This is a genomic window from uncultured Winogradskyella sp., assembly GCF_947496485.1.
Lineage (GTDB): Bacteria > Bacteroidota > Bacteroidia > Flavobacteriales > Flavobacteriaceae > Winogradskyella.
Genome location: NZ_CANMCZ010000001.1, coordinates 316,583 through 335,353 on the forward strand (window position 1 = coordinate 316,583; position 18,771 = coordinate 335,353).

Sequence of the window (18,771 nt, forward strand, 5' to 3'; positions counted from 1 at the left end):
AACCTTTGGAAAACTTACAACTTTGGGATTTTAGATTTATAGATTTTATAGATGTCTTCCTAGTTGCTATACTTCTTTATTATATCTACAAACTTGTAAAAGGAACTGTTGCTATAAATATTTTTATTGGTATTCTTATTATTTATTTTGCTTGGCGCTTAACATATTACCTCGAAATGCATATGCTTTATAGCATTTTTGATGGGTTTATGAAGGTTGGTATTATCGCTTTAATCGTAGTCTTTCAGCCAGAAATTAGAAAATTTTTATTACTTGTTGGTTCAACAAATATTGGTGGAAAAAAAGGGATATTTAAAAATTTTAAGTTCCTCAAAAATGATGACCAAACCTCTACAGATGTTGATGCCATTATTAATGCTTGTAATAAAATGGGAGCGACCAAAACTGGAGCATTAATCGTTATTGAACGTAATAACAACTTAGATTTCCTTACCAATACAGGTGACGAAATGAATATCTTAGTCTCTCAGCCTATTATAGAAAGTATATTTTTTAAAAATAGTCCATTACATGATGGAGCTATCATTATTGATAAAAACGTTGTAAAAGCCACACGTGTCATTCTTCCTGTTAATAATGAAAAAAATATACCAGAGCGTTTTGGTTTAAGACATAGGGCTGCTGTTGGCATTACAGAAAAAACAGATGCTTTAGCCCTTTGTGTGAGTGAAGAAACTGGGCAAATTTCCTATTTAAAAAATGGTGAATTTGTGATGTTTAAAGATACTGATGAACTTACAGAAAAGATTAAAAAGGATTTAGGCTAGTGGACTGTAAAAACTGTCATAAATCACTAAAAGAAACACAAAGGTTTTGCGATGATTGTGGCGCGAAAATTATACAAAATCGTCTGACTCCTAAGGTTCTTGCTGCTCAATTGAACCAAGAATTTATTTCAATTGATAATAAATTTTTAAAAACCTTTATTAATCTGTTTACAAAACCTGAATTAGTAATTGATGGCTATATTCATGGTACACGAAAGAAGTACATTAATGTTGTTCAGTACCTCGCAATCTCTATAACACTTTTGGGACTACAATACTTTATTATTAATTCTATTAACCCAGAATATTTTGTTCCAGAATCGTCATCAGAAATAGATAAGCAGTTAGCAAAATATTATCCTCCTGAAGCTATAGAAGCACTACAGAAATTATCTATAGCAATGAATGAGTACATGAGTTTAGTTTACTTGCTCGGCTTACCGATAAGTGCCTTAATTTCATGGATAGTATTTCTAAAAGAACGCGTTCACAACTTTACTGAACATATGGTAATTAACATGTATGTTACAGCGCAATATATTATTTATTCTGTCTTCTTGTACCTGATTTTTTCCGCTCTAAATATAAACATTTCGACTCTTTTAATTCTCGCAAGCATTAGTTACGTTGGTTATTTTAGTTTTGTTTTTTACAGAATTTATGAACTCAAAATTTCTACCATTTTCTTAAGGTTTCTATATTCAATATTTTGTTACTTGGCAATTGTCTTTGTAATGATGCTTATTGCAATAATAGCTGTAATATTTTACATGAAAGTATTTAAATGAATTGCAAAAACTGCCATACCGAACTTGAAGAACATGACGATTACTGCAAAAGTTGCGGAGGTAAAGTAATTAGAAAACGCTTAAGCTTCAAAAATCTCTTTGAACATTTAAGCGAAACCTTTTTCAATTATGACAATAAACTGCTACGAACATTCGTACAACTCTTTAAACAGCCAGAAGACGTTATTAATGGTTACATCAATGGTGTTAGAAAAAAGTATATAAATCCTATAAGTTTCTTTGGTTTAGCATTAACATTATCTGGGCTTTCTATTTTTATATTGAAGAAATTCTATATTCAACATTTAGATTTTTCAACTTTATTTGAAGGTATTAATATGTCACAGGATGTGTTCAGTGGGACATTCAATAATACTTTGGAATACAATTCATTATTTTATTCGTTTTTAGTTCCGCTATTTGCTTTTATATCTTGGGTTGTGTTTTTAGACAAAAAATATAACATTACTGAACATATAATTATTTACCTGTATTCAATGTCTCTATTGAGTATAATAATGGTTTTAATAGGTCAAATAGTATTATTCTTATCTCCAAATAGTTATTTCCTATTTGGAATTTTTAGTTGGCCACTAATGCTTTTATATCATTGTTATATTTTAAAACGTATATTTAAACTATCATTCGGTAATTTAATCCTGAAAACGTTCATAGCGTTAGTACTATTCTTTGTTGCTTATATGGCTATTTCAGTCATAGTATTTGCTATAATGATGATGACTGGTGCTATTAATCTTGAAGATTTCAGACCTAAAAAGTAATATCTTAAATTGCTTCAGCTTTCAAAAATTGAACTTCATAAAGGTTTTTGTAGTAGCCATTTTCTTTTTTGAGAAGTGATTTATGCGTACCAATTTCAACAATTTCACCAGCATCCATAACAATAATTTTATCGGCTTGTTGTATGGTTGCTAATCGATGCGCAATAACTATAGATGTTCTACCTTTAGTAATGGTGTCTGTTGCATCTTGTATTAATTGTTCTGAATAAGAATCTACAGAAGACGTTGCTTCGTCTAAAATTAAAATACTAGGATTGGTTACATAAGCTCTTAAAAACGAAATTAACTGTCGCTGACCAGAAGATAACATTACACCTCTCTCTTTAACGTTATAATGATAACCACCAGGAAGTGTTGAAATAAAATCATGAATACCAATAGCTTTTGCAGCTGTAACAACATCTTCTTCAGTAATGTACTCATTATTGAGGGTAATATTGTTTAAAATAGTGTCTGCAAACAAAAAGACATCTTGAAGCACAACAGCGATTTGATTTCGCAACGAACTTAAGGTCATATCTTTTATATCTGTACCATCTACTTTAATTGATCCTGAATTGATTTCGTAAAAACGATTCAAAAGATTTATAATAGTAGATTTTCCAGCTCCTGTTGCACCCACAATAGCAACAGTTTCTCCAGCTTCAACATTAAGCGAGATCCCTTTTAAAACTTCCTCGTCTTTTACATAAGAAAACCTCACGTTTTCAAACTCAATATTACCTTTAAAATGATTAGCTTCAATGATACCAACATCATCAATATTAGAATCAGTATCTAAAACTTTAAATACACGATCTGCAGCAACCATTCCCATTTGTAGCGTATTAAACTTATTGGCTATTTGGTATAATGGTCTAAACAACATTGGAATAAACATGGTAAATGCAATTAAATCTCCCAGTGATGCTGTCTGACCAACAACCGTATTCAAGCCTCCAATCCAAATTACCGCTCCTAAAGTTAATGACGATACAAATTCTGCGATTGGAAAGAAAATAGAATTATACCAAACGGTTTTTAACCATCCTTTTTTATGACGCTCGTTAATTGCTTTAAATTTTTTATACTCGGTCTCTTCTCTTGTGAATAATTGCAAAATTTTCATACCAGTAACACGTTCTTGCACAAACGAATTAAGGTTAGATACCTCAGTCCTTACATCTTCAAAAGCTTTCTTCATATACTTTTGAAAAATCTTGGTAGCAAAAAGAATAATTGGCATTGTTATAAGTACAATGAGCGTTAACTTCCAATTCATGTACATCATAAATCCTGCAACCACAACCATTTTTAATATATCACTAAAGATCATAAAAAGGCCTTGACCAAATATATCTGCAATACGTTCCATATCAGTAACGGCTCTGGTAATTAATACACCGACCGAAGATTTGTCGAAATAAGCCATTCTAAACTTAAGCATATGCTTAAACAACTTCACTCTAATATCTCTAACAACCGACTGCCCTAACCAACTTGCATAATAGATAAATAGTAATTGACAAATCACTTCAACTGCAAGTAATGCAAGCATTACGACAATATAAAAAACAAATCCGTTGTACTTCTTTTCAGCAATCTGAGTATCGATAGCCTGTTGAAGTACATAAGGTCTCAATGCACCAAAAACGGCTAATCCGACGACACAGAATAACGAAATTACGAAAACTGTACGATAAGGTTTTATGTACTGTAATAGGCGCTTAAATAGCGATACGTCAAATATTTTTTTCTTATTTTCTTCTGCCATTTTATGCTGAACTTGATTCAGTATCTTTATTTAACTTTATATGATCTGGATAAACTATTTCCACCAAATACAATCCATGTGCTGGAACTGAAAATCCTGCTTCGCTTCTATCTTTTGAAGCAATAATATTATGTAAATCTTCAGATTTGAGCTTTCCTAAACCAATATTTATCATGGTACCAACAATAGCTCTTACCATATTTCTTAAAAAGCGATCTGCTGTAATCTTAAATATTAGCTGATTAGACTTATGAGCCCAAAACGCTTCTTTTATATCACAATTATACGTTTTTACATCTGTATTGCTTTTAGAAAAGCATTGAAAATCTTTATACTTCAATAATATTTTACATGCTTCATTCATTTTTTCAATATTCAAAGACAATTGAACCTCATAAGTAAAATCATAATCAAAAACATTTTTTGTTGTCGAAATCTTATAGTTATATGTTCTACTTAACGCATCAAATCTAGCATGTGCATCTGGTTTTACTTTAAATATATCTGTAGCAGCAATATCTTTAGGTAAAAAAGAATTTAGCTTATATACTAAATCCTTCGCTTCAATATCTCCTTCAAAATCAAAATGAGCAAACATTTGTGAGGCATGTACTCCTGCATCCGTTCTACCCGCTCCCATTGTAGAAATTTTACTTTTAAGAATTGTTGTCAAAGCTTTTTCTATAACCTCTTGCACAGTAATAGCATTTGGCTGATTTTGCCAACCATGATATGCTTTACCATTGTATGAAAACTCTAGAAAATATCTCAAAAGAATAGACTATTTTTGCTCAGAAGCTACAAAGATAAACAGAATTACGAGTTATAATCACAATATTATCTTAATGCAAAAAATCCTTCTTTTATCCGATACACATAGCTATATAGATGATGCTATACTGAAATATGTAAAGCTAGCAGACCAAGTATGGCATGCTGGTGATATTGGAAATCTCGACGTTACTGATAAGATAAAGGTTTTAAAACCTTTGAAAGCTGTTTATGGTAATATTGATGATGCCAAAGCTAGAACAGAATTTCCACTTCACAATAGATTTAAGTGCGAAGACGTTGATGTCTGGATAACACATATTGGTGGTTATCCTCCAAAATATAATAATAAAGTAAGAGAGGCATTACAATCTAATCCACCAGATATTTTTATCACAGGACACTCACATATACTCAAAGTAATACCCGATAAAAAATTGGATTTATTACACATGAATCCCGGTGCTGTAGGCAAACATGGCTTTCATAAAAAAAGAACCATGTTACGTTTTAAGATTGATGGAAAGAAGATTAAAGATTTGGAAATTATAGAATTTGAAAAACGATAAAAAATAAAAAACCCAGACGGCAGTGTCTGGGTTTTTCTCACTAATACTACTAAGATTTTAGGTTCATCGTAATCGATCTACAGATTTTACAAGATCTTCATCCTTTTTAATAGCCTTGTTAGCCAAAACTAAACACACAATAGAAAAAATAGGAAGAAGAATCCCAATACCTTTCTCAGAAACGTTAGTTTCTCCAGATACATTTAGAGATTGATAAACAAAGATTCCTAGTAAAATAAAGTTTAATATTATATTAAGTCGTCCCAAAACAAACTGAGACTTTCTATTTTTAAAACTAAAAATTGAAATTAAAGATAATAAAGCTGATCCTAAAAATAAACCCAAATAAGTATAGTTATCTAAAGCAAATACTTCAGCACCTTCAGTGTTAGTCCACAAATGAAACACAAAAATTAAACCTGCTGAAATACCAACAGCTAAAAGTAAATATAGTGTTTGAATGCGTTGAATCATGTCATATATTAAAAAAGCAATGCAAAATTAGTAGTTTATTTTTTAAAAAGATAGAAATTGTTTTAAAATAATATTGTATTATTGCAATAGAAAGAAGTAACACACTGAGTTGCATCATTCTAATCTTCCAGATTAATTTCACTTTTTCTCTTTTTAAATCATTTAGAAAATATTGAATTAATAATATCAAAATTATAATACATTATACTACATACGAATGTTTGAAATTTCACAGTTAAAAGCTAAAAAACTTCCTGAACTACAGGAGATAGCTAAACAACTAAGTGTACCAAAATACCGTACACAAAAAAAATTAGACTTGGTTTATCAAATTTTAGATTACCAAGCTGCAAATCCTGATGTTGTAAAGGCTAAGGTTGAAACTGAAACCCCTTCAGAGGCAAAACCACAAAACAAACCACAACAAAAAAGTGCTAGAGTTCAACACAAGCCTAAGGACAATAAAGATCAAAAATCTTTAGAGTTTTCCGATAAAAAGGAAGATGCCGATGTTAAGCCTCAAGAGCGCAAGCCACAAGAACGAAAAAGTCAGGATCACAAATCAAATAAAGCTGGCAGTGACAAGCAAAGTCACAAAGGACAGGAGCAAAAAAAGTCAAACCCTCGTAATGACGACAAGAGACGTCCACAAAACAAGGACAATAGACAGCAACGCTCTAAAGATGGTAATACGCACAAGAATAATGGTAATAAGGATAACAGAAATCGTTACCGTGAGCCAGATTTTGAATTCGATGCTATTATTGAAAGTGAAGGTGTTTTAGATATTATGCAAGATGGTTATGGATTTCTTAGGTCTTCGGATTATAATTATCTGACTTCTCCTGATGATATTTATGTATCGCAATCACAGATCAGATTATTTGGATTAAAAACTGGTGATACCGTTTTAGGTCATGTTAGACCACCAAAAGAAGGAGAAAAATATTTCCCTTTAATTAAAGTGAGTAAGATTAATGGTCAAAACCCAAATGTTGTAAGAGATCGAGTAGCTTTTGAACATTTAACACCACTATTTCCTCAAGAGAAATTTAATCTTGCTGAAAAACAAGCGACCATTTCTACACGTATTATGGATTTGTTTGCACCTATCGGAAAAGGTCAACGTGGTATGATTGTATCACAACCAAAAACTGGTAAAACGATGCTTCTTAAAGATGTTGCAAATGCAATAGCAGCAAACCATCCTGAAGTATATCAAATGATATTATTGATTGATGAACGTCCTGAGGAAGTAACAGACATGCAACGTAACGTTCGTGGTGAAGTTATAGCTTCTACTTTTGACAAGGAAGCTCATGAGCATGTAAAGATTGCTAATATTGTTTTAGAAAAAGCAAAGCGTCTAGTAGAATGTGGTCATGATGTGGTTATCTTATTAGATTCCATTACACGTTTAGCAAGAGCTTACAATACAGTACAACCTGCTTCTGGAAAAATTCTTTCTGGTGGTGTAGATGCAAATGCACTGCATAAGCCAAAACGTTTCTTTGGAGCTGCCCGTAAAATTGAAAATGGAGGTTCTTTAACCATTATTGCGACTGCACTTACGGAAACAGGTTCTAAAATGGATGAAGTAATCTTCGAAGAATTTAAAGGAACTGGTAATATGGAACTACAATTGGATAGAAAGATTTCTAACCGTCGTATATTCCCTGCTATTGATTTAACGTCTTCTAGTACACGTAGAGATGATTTGTTATTAGATGCAAACACCATTCAAAGAATGTGGGTAATGCGAAAGTACCTTGCAGATATGAACCCAGTTGAAGCGATGGAATTTATTAATGATCGCTTTAAACAGACCAGAAATAATGAAGAGTTTTTGATTTCTATGAATGGATAAAAAGAACTTAAAAATATAAAAATGAAAAACCTTGAATTTATAGTTCGAGGTTTTTTTTATACTATTACTTATATTAAACTCTAGGCTTTTCAATGCCTCTGTCATACATCACAATACTTCCAGCTACTGCAACATTAAGACTTAGTTGTGACTTAAATTTCACCAAAAAATGACTCTCTTCGATAGCTTGTTTAGATAATCCATGATCTTCAGCACCTAATAAATAAACACAGCGTCTTGGATGATGAAATGTTTCTAAATCTTCTGCTTTATCGTTTAATTCTACTCCAACAATACGCGCTCCTTTCGGTAGATTATTAAAAAAATCATCAAATGTGTCATAATGAAAATAAGGCATTGCCTTTACAGCGTTGTGTGTGTCACTAGCTTGTTTAGCATAACGATTTCCAATCGTAAAAATAAAACTAGCACCTAGGTTTTGAGCAGAACGCCAAAGTTCACCAAGTTTTCTGGCGTTTTACCATTTTGTATGCCGATACCAAAGAATTCATTTTTAAAATTATCATTCATGGTATAAAACTAAAAAAGTCTTTCATTAAATGAAAGACTTTTTATTTGTAGCGGGAATTGGAATCGAATCAGTGAACTTCGGCTTATGAGCCTTATCATAACATAATAAAATCAATAACAGATAGGTGCCTATATTGCTAGTGCCTTAAAAAACTGAAAAACAAAACTTCATGCCAGAATGTTACTTTCTCAGTAACATCTCGAGAGTAACAACAGTTCTAAAACCTATATGTTCTGCAGAAGAATCTTTGGCATTTCCCATTCTTGAAGATACCCTGTAACTCGCGCAATAAGAATCACTGCATAAAAAAGATCCTCCCTTAATTACTCTTTCTTGAGAATAGGGGTTGTTTGGGTTATAAGGATTGTTTGCTCCTTTGGGATTTATAGACGTTTCATTTTTAGAAGCTAACTCACTATAATAATTTAAGTTGTAATAATCTGTGGTGATCTCCCAAACATTACCTGCCATATCATATAAACCAAAGGCATTTGGTGGATACGATTTTACAGGTGCTGTTCTTTCAAACCCATCTTCTAAGGTATTATTCACAGGAAATTCCCCTTCCCAACTATTTGCATTTTGGGATAAAACATCCTGAGTATCACCCCAAAAAAAGATAGTATTTCCCTTGCCTCCTCTCGCTGAGTATTCCCATTCTGCCTCTGTCGGCAATCTTCTTCCAGCCCATTTGCAGTAGGCTTGAGCATCTGCATATGTAATGTGAACTACAGGATGATTATCTTTTCCATTTATATCTGATTCTGGGCCATTTGGATGTCTCCAATTCGCACCAATCTTCCATTTCCACCATTGAGAAAAATCATATAAATTAGGAAGAGACTCCTTCGCTTTCTTAAAAATAAGTGACCCAGGTTGCATTATAGAGTCAGGAGGTTTGGGTGTTCCTTCTGGTAATTGTTTTTTCATTTCTTCCCAATCAATTTCACGTTCGGCAACTGTTATGTACCCTGTTTCATTTACAAATTCTGAAAATTGAGCATTGGTAACTTCAGTTATATCCATGAAAAATCCATCAACGGTTACTTGATGTTGTGGTTTTTCGTGTTGCATAGCCATCTTGTCGTGAGATACTGCCCCTTGCATAAATGTTCCCCTCGGAATCCAGACAAGACCTTCTGGAGGATTACTGATTAGACTATCAAGTATTTTTTGTGATATAACAACTTCCCTTTCAGGTATCGTTAATTCTAAATTGCTTTTAGATTCAGTTTTAGGTTCATTTTTACAACCTAAGGTCGTAGAAAAACAAATAGCAATAATAAATACGTGTTTAATAGTTTTCATTGTGGATATTCTAAACTAAGGCTTACCTAACTTTCAAAACTAATATATTATCAACTATTAGTTAGAAAAAACATGAAATTATAACAACTTTATAATGCTTTACTTTATTACACCCGTTTTTGAAAATACTTACTTAAAATCAAGAATAAAATACCACATAGCAACCAAGCCGGTAATGTAACAAAAGATAAAAACACATCAAATTGTATAGAAATGTAGTAAAACAACCCAAAACTAATAGCCCACGCCCAAAACACTGATTTGTTAAACGAAATATTTGCAGATTCTGCATAATTCTTTACTATGCCTGCCTTTTTATGGAAAAAGTGCTCAAACACTATGATCGCGCCAAAAGGTGCTAAAATAAACCCATACAAGGCCACAAAACCTAATAATTTCATTGCGAATGCAGGGAATAATCCTGCAATTGTTGCTATTGTTCCAGCTATTATGGTAACCCAAAAGGTGGACACTTTAGGTATAATTGCTTGAAATGCCAAACCTGCTCTATAAATTGTTGGGTTAGCTGTAGTCCATCCTGCCAATACAACAGCTATGATACCGAAAATACCTATAGCATTATGAGCTAATGGTCCTGGAGCAACAGGAGGTGCCTCTCCATTGCTGAGAAAAGCTTGTGCCTCTGGTGACTTTAAATACACCGCATATAACAACGCAGCTGCAATCCAAGCCATATAATGTCCCACATACATACCTGCTGCAGTCGTCCATCCAGAACTTTTCTTCTTAGCGAACCTAAATACTGATAGATCTGACATACCTACATGCATGGCTGCATTGGCAAACCAAGACCAGATTACAACATGCCAGAATGTAAATTTAATTTGTCCAGGAAAAGGATCTGATCCTTCACCCCAAATATCCCAAAACTCAGCAAAACTATTAACACCTAATTGACCCAAAGCCACGACTCCACATGCAACAAAAGCCAACACTATTAATGGCGACATCCAGTTGGCAGCTTTTGATACGGTATCATAGCCTTTTGAAGCAATTAGTGAAATAACGGCTCCTATTATTATAACAATTATTATCCATGTAGGACCATTTGGTGTAGTATCCGTAAGTTTAGGCATTTCCATATCAAAAGGAATACCTACTGCCGTTGCAGAGACCGTAATCATCGCTCCAGCCAAGAAACAAAATAATATACCATTGGCTAAATTATAACCAATGACTAACTTTTTACCACAAATCTTTTCCAATTGATAGTAAAGCGTCAGTCTATTCTTTACGGCTATTTCTGCTGTTAGAAATCTCCAGCTTAGGACCGCTAATAAATTACCTAATAGCAAACCAATAATTAAATCAAAAGCACTAACACCAGCAGTCAAAAACAGAGGACCAATCATAAATTCGGTTCCAGCAGCATGTTCTCCTGCATACATACCTAAAAAACTTTTCCAGCTTTTAAGTTTTGATTGCGGTACTGGTGTTCTTTCAAATTCACCGCCTGCTATTTCTTCGATGTCTTCTTCTATATTGAATTGGCTCATATAATTTAGTTTTAGTTAGTTGTTCGTTTGGTTGTGTCTTATTTAATTAAGTGATCTGGAAAATCTGTTGTTTTCTCGCAACACAATTGCTCCATAACTTGTTGTAATTCTGTCTTTAATAATGAAATCGTATGATCTCCACCTTTTTTTCCTAAAGCTGACACTCCATACATAAATGAACGTCCCATAAACGTAAATTTAGCACCACTTGCCATTGCTCTAGCCACATCAGGACCGGAACGTATGCCACTATCCATCATTACCTCAATTTGGTCACCATATTTTTCAGCAATAGTCGTTAATGGTTTGATGGTAGATTGTCCTGCATCTAATTGGCGACCACCATGGTTAGATACAATAATACCATCAATACCTAATCTAATCGCTTCTTCTGCATCATACTCTGAAGCTACTCCTTTAAGAACTAATTTCCCTTTCCACATATCGCGAATCGGTTTTATCTTATCAGCGTTTAGTCTACCACTAAAAGTATCATCCATAAATTTGCCTAGTTGCTTTAAGTCCAAACCTTTTGGCATATATGGTTTTAAAACTTCAAAATTAGGTATGCCATATTTTAAAGTTTGCAAACTCCAATCTGGTCTCCCAATGGCTTGCAAAATATTTGATAAGTTCATTTTAGGTGGCATCGCCAATCCATTTCTGATATCTCTTGGTCTAAATCCAAATGAAGGAACATCACAAAGAATAACTAAGACAGGGCATTCCGCTGCTTCTGCGCGCTTTATAATATCATTTCTAAGTCTATCTTCGGTCGGGTGATATAATTGAAACCAAGCTTTTCCCTCAGTTAATTCTCCTGCACGCTCAATACTTGTTGTTGTAACTGTACTTAGTATAAATGGAATATTATGATTAAAAGCTGCTTTAGCCAAAATCTCTGGAGAATTAGGCCACATAAGTCCTTGTAATCCGACTGGTGCAATGCCGAATGGTGCATCGTATTCTATACCAAATAAATTAGTTTTTAAGGAAGAGCCATGATGTTTACGCAAATAATTAGGCTTAAGCTGCACCTCTCTCAGCTCGGATGTATTTCTAATTAAATTGACATCTTCATTGCATCCACCATCTAAATATTCAAATGCAAATTTTGGTATTTTTTTTTGAGCTTTATTTCTCAAATCATCAATAGATGGATATCGGGTATCAAAATTTATAGCCATGTCGTTTTATTATTATAAAAACTTTTTTCTTAAATCTTCTACTTGTTCATCATTAATTGGCACCAATTCACCTAATGAATTCCCTAAAACAATTGATTTTGCACTGAACTCTGCAACTTCTAGATAGTCAAAGGTTTGTAGTAACTTATCTCCTGTAATAATGACTGAATCATTCTCAATAATTAAGGCTGTAGCACAATTTTCAACTATTTTAGAATTTTTGTTTTTCCTAAAATGGTCGCCATACTTAACCGTATTAATGTCTTGTAAAAAGATCCAACTCTCTGGAATAGTGCGCACATTTAAATAGCTGTTTGTAACACCGAACGCCATTAAATATGGAGACTGTGTCATGATAATTGAGTTTACATCAGGATTACGATTGTAAATTTCTTGATGGATCCATGCCGCTCTACTTGGGTTTTTTCCGGCTTCTCGTTTGCCGTCCTTAATCTGGACAACATCATCAAGCTCTAAATCCCATCGGTTAATTCCTGTTGGTGTAATCAAAAAATCGTTCTCTTTCCAGCGCATAGATACAGTTCCATATGAGCTTATCATTAAACCTTGTTCACAAGAACGCTTTACTATCTTACAAATTTCTGAACGTTTTTCAACCTCGTCTGCAGGATAATCAGTCATTTCCATTTCTGGTAAAACACCTATGGCTTGAGCTTCAAATTCATCTATTTGAGCATCTGTCAAATATTTTGGTGTTCCTATTTGAGCACCATATAAAATAGTCCTTGCACAAAATTCTAAAGCCTCAAAACGTTCAAAAGCGTCTGTTAAGTTACTACCACCCAAAACGGTACCATGATTTTCCATGATAATCGCTTTATACCCTTTTTTAAATTCATCTGCAATAACCTCACCTAGATCGTCACTACCTGGCAATCTGTATTTTGCATACCCAATTGGGCCACATATATGTTTTGCCTGAGATATAATATTTGTATTCGGAATTTGTCGTACAATACTAAATGACACCAATGCTGGTGGATGGGCGTGAATTACTGATTTAATATCAGGTCTCGCTTCATAAATCGCTTTATGAAACGGAAATTCTGAAGAAGGTTTGTGCTTTCCTATAATAGTGCCATCTTTTTTAACACAGATGATATCTGAAGGTCTTAAAGAACCCTTGTCAACTGCAGAGGGCGTTACCCACATATCTCCTTGTGCATCAATTATAGAAATATTACCACCAGAAGTTGTAGTCATTCCTCTTTTATAGATTCTATCTATAATTTCTATAATCTGATTTCTTGGATGTATTAACTTTATATTTTTTGACATTTTATATACTTTAGAATTGAAGTATTTTGGGACAAATGACCTCAATAATATTGGTGTTTTTATAAATTAACTTTTTACAATAAAAGGTACGTGCTTTTTAAGCGCATAATTCTTTTTTAAGAATTTTGAATTTAGTTTGGTATCTGAAATTGATATAGCAGCTCCTAAAGCTGAGCCTAATGAAGCATCTGTTGTTCTTAATTTTTTATCTCTAAAATGGTGAGATAATAATTTGATATATAAGTCATTATCACTAAATCCACCATCGACATAAAGTCTAGAAATAGTATCATCTCCGATAGCCTTATTAATACATTTAATTTGTAACAATACTAATTCCGTCATCAATTGATGGTAAGCATGTTCGTATTTATGATAAGAAAAATGCGTTTTGTTTGGCATATCTTCATCTTCAATACTTTCCCATTTGAAAGATGGTGTAAAGTCTTGCATAATTTCAAAATAGGTGTCATAATCGAAACTAACCGTTCTGTGGTAATCTTCATCTACACCGAAAAGCTTATTTAACTTATTAACCTGTAGTTTATATTCATTTCCTAAAAATAACCTCGAAGCCTTAACTGGCTTACCATTAATACGCATATAGTTAATACTGTTCTTATCTGTAAGGTCTTCAGAAATAGGTTTTTCTGTAAACGGATTAAAAGCTATACTCCATGTACCCGTTGAAACCAAAACAAATTTTTTCTTTAAACTTCTTACGTAGGGAAGTAGTGCAGCAGAACTATCATGTATACCGACACCAATTTTAATACGATTACCATTGTAATTCATATTAATGCTTGTTTCGGTAGACACTATTGGTGGTAAAATCTCATCAAGACTTTCTTTGTAAACCCAACTATGGTAATCTCGTTTCCCGTAATCCCAGAGTGCCGTATGACAGCCTATACTGGTATATTCACTTATAGGAATACCAGTAAAAATATAACTTAGGTATTGAGGTAAGTGTAAAGAATACTTAATTTTTTTAAATAGCTCTGGCTTGGTTTGTTTTAACCAGTATAGCTGCAATCCAGAATTTAGCATGCTTAAATCCGCACATCCTGTATTTTTTAGGAATTCTTCTTTTGGTCCATAAGTCTCAAAGAAAGATGTAATGATATTTTCTGGTAATGATTTGGTATAATTATATAGCGGTGTTAATGGATTACCGTCCTTATCAATATGAACAAAGCAAGCTCCATAAGTTGAAAAATTAATAGCTTTGACTTCGAACTCATTTTCATTTAGAATTCTATCAAAAACGTCTTTAAGCCATTTTTGTAATGCTGGAAGATTTTCTGTTGGATGACCATCCTCATCAACAATTTCATCAAAAGAAATATACTCTTTATGAACCTCTTTGAAATCCTTATCAAATAAGAAAAACTTTTTATTGGTTTTACCAATATCAAATACAGCTGTGACCTTTGTTTTCATAATACATGATTAAAGCCCAGTTGCAATCGTGTTTTTACCCCTTTCTTTGATAAGTTGACCTCTTACATTCAAGCTTCTATACGAATCGATTGGACTTATGGCACCTCCAGTACTTAAACGTGCTTTTTCAAGTAATGGTCTTACATCTGTTCTATATGCGCCTTGTAAAATTTCTTGACATTTCACGACATCATTGTTTGCTTGAGCAGCTTTCAATGCATCTTGGTCTATAAGCAATGCTTTTGCATATGCTTCTTGAATCGCTTCTAAAGATTGAATTAAATCTTCTAATGGATCTTTAACGTTATGACTTGCATCAATCATCCACGCTAAATCTGGATTCTGAGAATTATTTTGCATACCATAAACCAATTCATTAAATATTAAGAAAAGGGCATAAGGCTTAATACTTCCAACAGTTAAATCATCATCTCCATACTTACTATCATTAAAATGAAATCCTCCGAGCTTACCTTTTAGTTGCAATATCGCTACGATTTGTTCTATGTTTGAATTAGGTAAATGATGTCCTAAATCCACTAAAGTGTATGCTTTGTCACCACAACCATTTGCTAACATTAATGACGCTCCCCAATCTTGAATAACCGTACTATAAAAGTTTGGTTCATAAGGTTTGTACTCTACTAACATCTTCCAATCATCTGGCAACCCTTTGTAAATATCTATTAAGCTATCTTGAGTGTTTTGAAATGCTGTTTGAAAGTTATTTTGCCCAGGAAAGCAAGACCCATCTGCCAACCAAACCGTTAATGCTTTTGATCCTAATTTATCACCAATATTAATAACGTCTAAATTATGTTGAATAGCTTGTTCTCTAACCGCTTTACTAGTATTACTTAAAGAACCATATTTATAAGTCTCTTTAGCGTCCTTTTGATCTTGAAATGTATTGGAGTTTACGGCATCAAACTTTATATGTAAGGCATCAGCTTTTTCTTTAATGGCCTTGTAATCTGAAGGAATGTCCCACGGGATATGCAAAGAAACCGCTCCTGCCGTTTGGGTTAAACTATGCAATATGCCAACATCTTCTATTTTTTGTTCAAGATTTGAAGGCTCTCCATAAAATGAAAAACGTCCAAACCGGGTACCTCCTGCTCCTAATGCCCAACTAGGAATAGCAACTTGAAATTCGGATAATTTTGAAACAATTTTGGAAACATCGTGACCCTTTTGAGCTAATCTATTTGCTAAGTAATCAAAACCTTCTGAATGTTCTTTATGTTTACTTTTATTTGAATCCTGAATGTGTTCATTATTTATTATCATGTGAAATGTTTTTCTAAATTAGAAAGAGACTCCCATAAACTTAACTAAATTTATGGGAGTGCTCCTTCACTAACTAAACTAATCAAATATTTATCTTACAAAGGCATTCGCCATACCGCCATCTACATTTAATATATTTCCCGTAGATTTATCTAGTAATCCAACAAAGGAGAATACACCATTAGCAATATCATCTGGCGTTATAATTTCATTTAATAAATTTCTTTTTGCGTAAAATGCAGGTAATTCCTCAACTGTAATTCCATTGGCTTTAGCACGACCTTCGGCCCATGCACCTTCCCATATTTTACTTCCTACAATAACGCCATCAGGATTTACTGTATTGACTCTTACTTTATCTTGTGCTAATTCTGCAGCTAATAAACGTACCATGTGTTGCTGTGCTGCTTTTGCAGTACCATAGGCTACATTATTAGGACCTGCAACTAAACCATTTTTACTTGCTATAGCGATATAATCTCCTCCAAGACCTTGTTTCCGGGTTATCGCAGAGAATTGCTTTGCGAGGTCAAATTGGCCCTTCACTAAAATACCTTGTAAGATATTCCAATCTTTATCAGTAGTATCTAATAAAGGTTTAGATATGGCTAATCCTGCACTATGTACAACAATATCAACTCCACCAAATTCAACACATGCCTTTTTGTAAGCGTTTGCTATAGACTCTGTGCTAGTGACATCACAAACAGCATAAGTTGACACATCTCTTTTGTATGTAGCATTAGCTGTTATAAGACTTTCTTCGTTGATATCTGTTAAAACAATGTTGGCTCCTTCTGCAGCTAATTTATCAGCAATAGCTTTACCAATTCCTCCTCCTGCTCCAGTTATAAGCGCTACTTTACGGGACAACGGCTGCTCTTTCGGCATTCGTTGTAGTTTAGCTTCTTCTAGCAACCAATATTCAATATCGAAAGCTTCTTGTCTTGGTAAGGATGTATATTCAGTAATAGCTTCTGCACCTCGCATGACGTTGATGGCATTGATGTAGAATTCATTCGCAACTCGTGTCGTTTGTTTATTTTTTGCAAAACTAAACATTCCAACACCTGGGTAAATTATAATAACAGGATTTGCATCACGCATCGCAGGACTGTTATCCTTTTTACACGTATTATAATAATCTGCGTATTCTTGTCTGTAAGCTTCAAACGCTGGCTCTAATTTCTTTAAAATAGCATCAGCATCTGATAGATCTTCATTTTTATCTAAAGTTAATACTAACGGTTGGATTTTTGTTCTTAAAAAATGATCTGGACAAGATGTACCCATTGGCGCTAATCTTTCCAGATCATTGCTATTAATGTATTCCATAACGACATCCGTATCAGAAAAATGACCAATCATTCTATTTTCCGACGAACATAATCCTCTAAGTAAAGGCATCATTTGAGCTGCTTTTTCTAAACGCTCTTCTTGGGGTAAACTTTCTATTTTTTGCCCACCAAATACGCTACCTTTTTCTTTTATCTTTTTATCAATAAATTCAGAAGCCATTTCAATAACCTCTAAACTATTCATATAACATTCATAAGATGTATCTCCCCAAGTAAATAAACCATGAGAACCTAAAACTATTCCTCTAATACCTGGATTGTCGGCTAAACATTTTTCAATTTGAAGACCTAAATCAAAACCTGGACGCTGCCATGGTACCCAACCCATTGTATCTCCCCAAATTTCTTTAGTGACTTTTTCACTATCCTTAGCTGCCGCTACAGCAATTAAGGCGTCTGGGTGTAAGTGATCTATATGTGCAAATGGTAATAAACCATGTAACGGTGTATCAATTGAAGGAGCTTTACTATTTAAGTCATAAATACAGTGATTAAATAAGCCCACCATGCGATCTTCATCTTCTAAACCACCATAAACTTTTTTCAAATCACGTAGTCTTTTTGTATAAATCCCAGCTATTCCGCTTCGATTTAAGGTACCTATATCACCACCAGAACCTTTAATCCACATCACTTCAACCTCTTCGTTTGTTAATGGGTCTTTTTCAATGGTTCTGCAACTTGTGTTACCTCCTCCGTAATTAGTAATTCTTAAATCGGCTCCTAATATATTTGAACGATACAAAAATAAATCTACTTGGTTATCACCAAGCGATGCAGCCTTGTCATTGTCCCATAAATAATCTACGTATTTAAAATTCTTCGTAATTGTCTTCATAAATAGTGTTAAAATAAATTATCAAACCAAATATATATTTCATAAAAAACATTTGTATCCTGTACTGTACCGTAATGAATGGATTAGATTAAAAATATATATTTATAATTCATTAAAATCGAACAAAGTTTTAAGGTAAGCATTTGCTTCAATACCTTTTATAAAAATTAAAATTATGTCATTAAA

Annotated in this window: 15 protein-coding genes and 1 pseudogene; 5 read left to right on the plus strand and 11 right to left on the minus strand. The window is 33.4% G+C overall.

Annotated elements, in window-relative coordinates; translation table 11 throughout:
• Nucleotides 1-5 precede the first annotated feature (5 nt).
• The 3 genes from cdaA to Q0822_RS01430 are packed head-to-tail and all read left to right on the plus strand — an operon-like array spanning nucleotide 6 to nucleotide 2,358.
• Complete coding sequence (gene cdaA / locus Q0822_RS01420; RefSeq protein WP_299119191.1) at nucleotides 6-788, plus strand: diadenylate cyclase CdaA; 783 nt, start codon at nucleotides 6-8, stop codon at nucleotides 786-788.
• A complete protein-coding gene (locus tag Q0822_RS01425) occupies nucleotides 788-1,576 on the plus strand; it encodes a DUF3667 domain-containing protein (RefSeq protein ID WP_299119193.1) in 789 nt (262 codons plus the stop codon). The genes cdaA and Q0822_RS01425 overlap by 1 nt, the downstream gene beginning before the upstream one ends.
• Nucleotides 1,573-2,358 carry a DUF3667 domain-containing protein gene (locus Q0822_RS01430; RefSeq protein ID WP_299119195.1) on the plus strand — a complete coding sequence of 262 codons (786 nt, stop codon included), beginning with the start codon at nucleotides 1,573-1,575 and terminating at the stop codon, nucleotides 2,356-2,358. Before Q0822_RS01425 ends, Q0822_RS01430 begins: the two co-directional genes overlap by 4 nt.
• A 4-nt stretch (nucleotides 2,359-2,362) precedes the next feature.
• Here the strand turns inward: Q0822_RS01430 and Q0822_RS01435 are convergent, their stop codons facing one another.
• Nucleotides 2,363-4,132 (minus strand): ABC transporter ATP-binding protein, encoded by a 1,770-nt coding sequence (locus Q0822_RS01435; protein WP_299119197.1) that lies wholly within the window; start codon nucleotides 4,130-4,132, stop codon nucleotides 2,363-2,365.
• A gap of 1 nt (nucleotide 4,133) precedes the next feature.
• On the minus strand, nucleotides 4,134-4,904 hold the full coding sequence (gene truA / locus Q0822_RS01440) for a tRNA pseudouridine(38-40) synthase TruA (RefSeq protein ID WP_299119199.1): 771 nt from the start codon (nucleotides 4,902-4,904) through the stop codon (nucleotides 4,134-4,136).
• A gap of 73 nt (nucleotides 4,905-4,977) precedes the next feature.
• Between truA and Q0822_RS01445 the strand changes: the two genes are divergently transcribed.
• The gene (locus Q0822_RS01445) at nucleotides 4,978-5,472 is read left to right on the plus strand and encodes a metallophosphoesterase family protein (RefSeq protein ID WP_299119202.1); all 495 of its coding nucleotides are present in this window, start codon (nucleotides 4,978-4,980) and stop codon (nucleotides 5,470-5,472) included.
• 63 nt (nucleotides 5,473-5,535) lie between these two features.
• On the opposite strand, the gene Q0822_RS01450 is transcribed toward Q0822_RS01445, so the two are convergent.
• The gene (locus Q0822_RS01450; RefSeq protein ID WP_299119204.1) at nucleotides 5,536-5,946 is read right to left on the minus strand and encodes a DUF4293 domain-containing protein; all 411 of its coding nucleotides are present in this window, start codon (nucleotides 5,944-5,946) and stop codon (nucleotides 5,536-5,538) included.
• A gap of 217 nt (nucleotides 5,947-6,163) precedes the next feature.
• Here Q0822_RS01450 and rho point away from each other — a divergent pair, with 217 nt between their 5' ends.
• Nucleotides 6,164-7,813 carry a transcription termination factor Rho gene (gene rho / locus Q0822_RS01455; RefSeq protein WP_299119207.1) on the plus strand — a complete coding sequence of 550 codons (1,650 nt, stop codon included), beginning with the start codon at nucleotides 6,164-6,166 and terminating at the stop codon, nucleotides 7,811-7,813.
• A 73-nt stretch (nucleotides 7,814-7,886) separates the two neighbouring features.
• Here rho and Q0822_RS01460 read toward each other — a convergent pair.
• From Q0822_RS01460 to Q0822_RS01495, 8 genes and pseudogenes are all read right to left on the minus strand, one after another.
• Nucleotides 7,887-8,344: pseudogene (locus Q0822_RS01460) on the minus strand (RNA methyltransferase).
• Between the two features lie 181 nt (nucleotides 8,345-8,525).
• On the minus strand, nucleotides 8,526-9,653 hold the full coding sequence (locus tag Q0822_RS01465; protein ID WP_299119209.1) for a formylglycine-generating enzyme family protein: 1,128 nt from the start codon (nucleotides 9,651-9,653) through the stop codon (nucleotides 8,526-8,528).
• A 107-nt stretch (nucleotides 9,654-9,760) separates the two neighbouring features.
• Nucleotides 9,761-11,170: a hypothetical protein gene (locus tag Q0822_RS01470; RefSeq protein ID WP_299119211.1), complete on the minus strand. Its 1,410-nt coding sequence runs from the start codon at nucleotides 11,168-11,170 to the stop codon at nucleotides 9,761-9,763.
• A 38-nt stretch (nucleotides 11,171-11,208) separates the two neighbouring features.
• Complete coding sequence (locus Q0822_RS01475) at nucleotides 11,209-12,357, minus strand: alpha-hydroxy acid oxidase (protein ID WP_299119214.1); 1,149 nt, start codon at nucleotides 12,355-12,357, stop codon at nucleotides 11,209-11,211.
• A 12-nt stretch (nucleotides 12,358-12,369) separates the two neighbouring features.
• Entirely contained in the window at nucleotides 12,370-13,656 is a 1,287-nt protein-coding gene (locus tag Q0822_RS01480; RefSeq protein ID WP_299119216.1) for a class II aldolase/adducin family protein, read from the minus strand.
• Nucleotides 13,657-13,722: 66 nt separating this feature from the next.
• Entirely contained in the window at nucleotides 13,723-15,099 is a 1,377-nt protein-coding gene (locus tag Q0822_RS01485; RefSeq protein ID WP_299119218.1) for an FGGY family carbohydrate kinase, read from the minus strand.
• A gap of 9 nt (nucleotides 15,100-15,108) precedes the next feature.
• Nucleotides 15,109-16,389 carry a sugar isomerase gene (locus tag Q0822_RS01490; protein WP_299119220.1) on the minus strand — a complete coding sequence of 427 codons (1,281 nt, stop codon included), beginning with the start codon at nucleotides 16,387-16,389 and terminating at the stop codon, nucleotides 15,109-15,111.
• Between the two features lie 90 nt (nucleotides 16,390-16,479).
• Entirely contained in the window at nucleotides 16,480-18,585 is a 2,106-nt protein-coding gene (locus Q0822_RS01495; protein ID WP_299119223.1) for a bifunctional aldolase/short-chain dehydrogenase, read from the minus strand.
• Nucleotides 18,586-18,771: the final 186 nt, after the last annotated feature.

Coding starts and splice junctions, on each gene's coding strand:
- rho (WP_299119207.1), top strand. CDS start 6,164: ATGTTTGAAATTTCACAGTTAAAAGCTAAAAAACTTCCTGAACTACAG.
- Q0822_RS01480 (WP_299119216.1), bottom strand. CDS start 13,656: ATGTCAAAAAATATAAAGTTAATACATCCAAGAAATCAGATTATAGAA.
- Q0822_RS01445 (WP_299119202.1), top strand. CDS start 4,978: ATGCAAAAAATCCTTCTTTTATCCGATACACATAGCTATATAGATGAT.
- Q0822_RS01430 (WP_299119195.1), top strand. CDS start 1,573: ATGAATTGCAAAAACTGCCATACCGAACTTGAAGAACATGACGATTAC.
- Q0822_RS01435 (WP_299119197.1), bottom strand. CDS start 4,132: ATGGCAGAAGAAAATAAGAAAAAAATATTTGACGTATCGCTATTTAAG.
- Q0822_RS01465 (WP_299119209.1), bottom strand. CDS start 9,653: ATGAAAACTATTAAACACGTATTTATTATTGCTATTTGTTTTTCTACG.
- Q0822_RS01495 (WP_299119223.1), bottom strand. CDS start 18,585: ATGAAGACAATTACGAAGAATTTTAAATACGTAGATTATTTATGGGAC.
- Q0822_RS01485 (WP_299119218.1), bottom strand. CDS start 15,099: ATGAAAACAAAGGTCACAGCTGTATTTGATATTGGTAAAACCAATAAA.
- Q0822_RS01450 (WP_299119204.1), bottom strand. CDS start 5,946: ATGATTCAACGCATTCAAACACTATATTTACTTTTAGCTGTTGGTATT.
- Q0822_RS01490 (WP_299119220.1), bottom strand. CDS start 16,389: ATGATAATAAATAATGAACACATTCAGGATTCAAATAAAAGTAAACAT.
- Q0822_RS01475 (WP_299119214.1), bottom strand. CDS start 12,357: ATGGCTATAAATTTTGATACCCGATATCCATCTATTGATGATTTGAGA.
- Q0822_RS01470 (WP_299119211.1), bottom strand. CDS start 11,170: ATGAGCCAATTCAATATAGAAGAAGACATCGAAGAAATAGCAGGCGGT.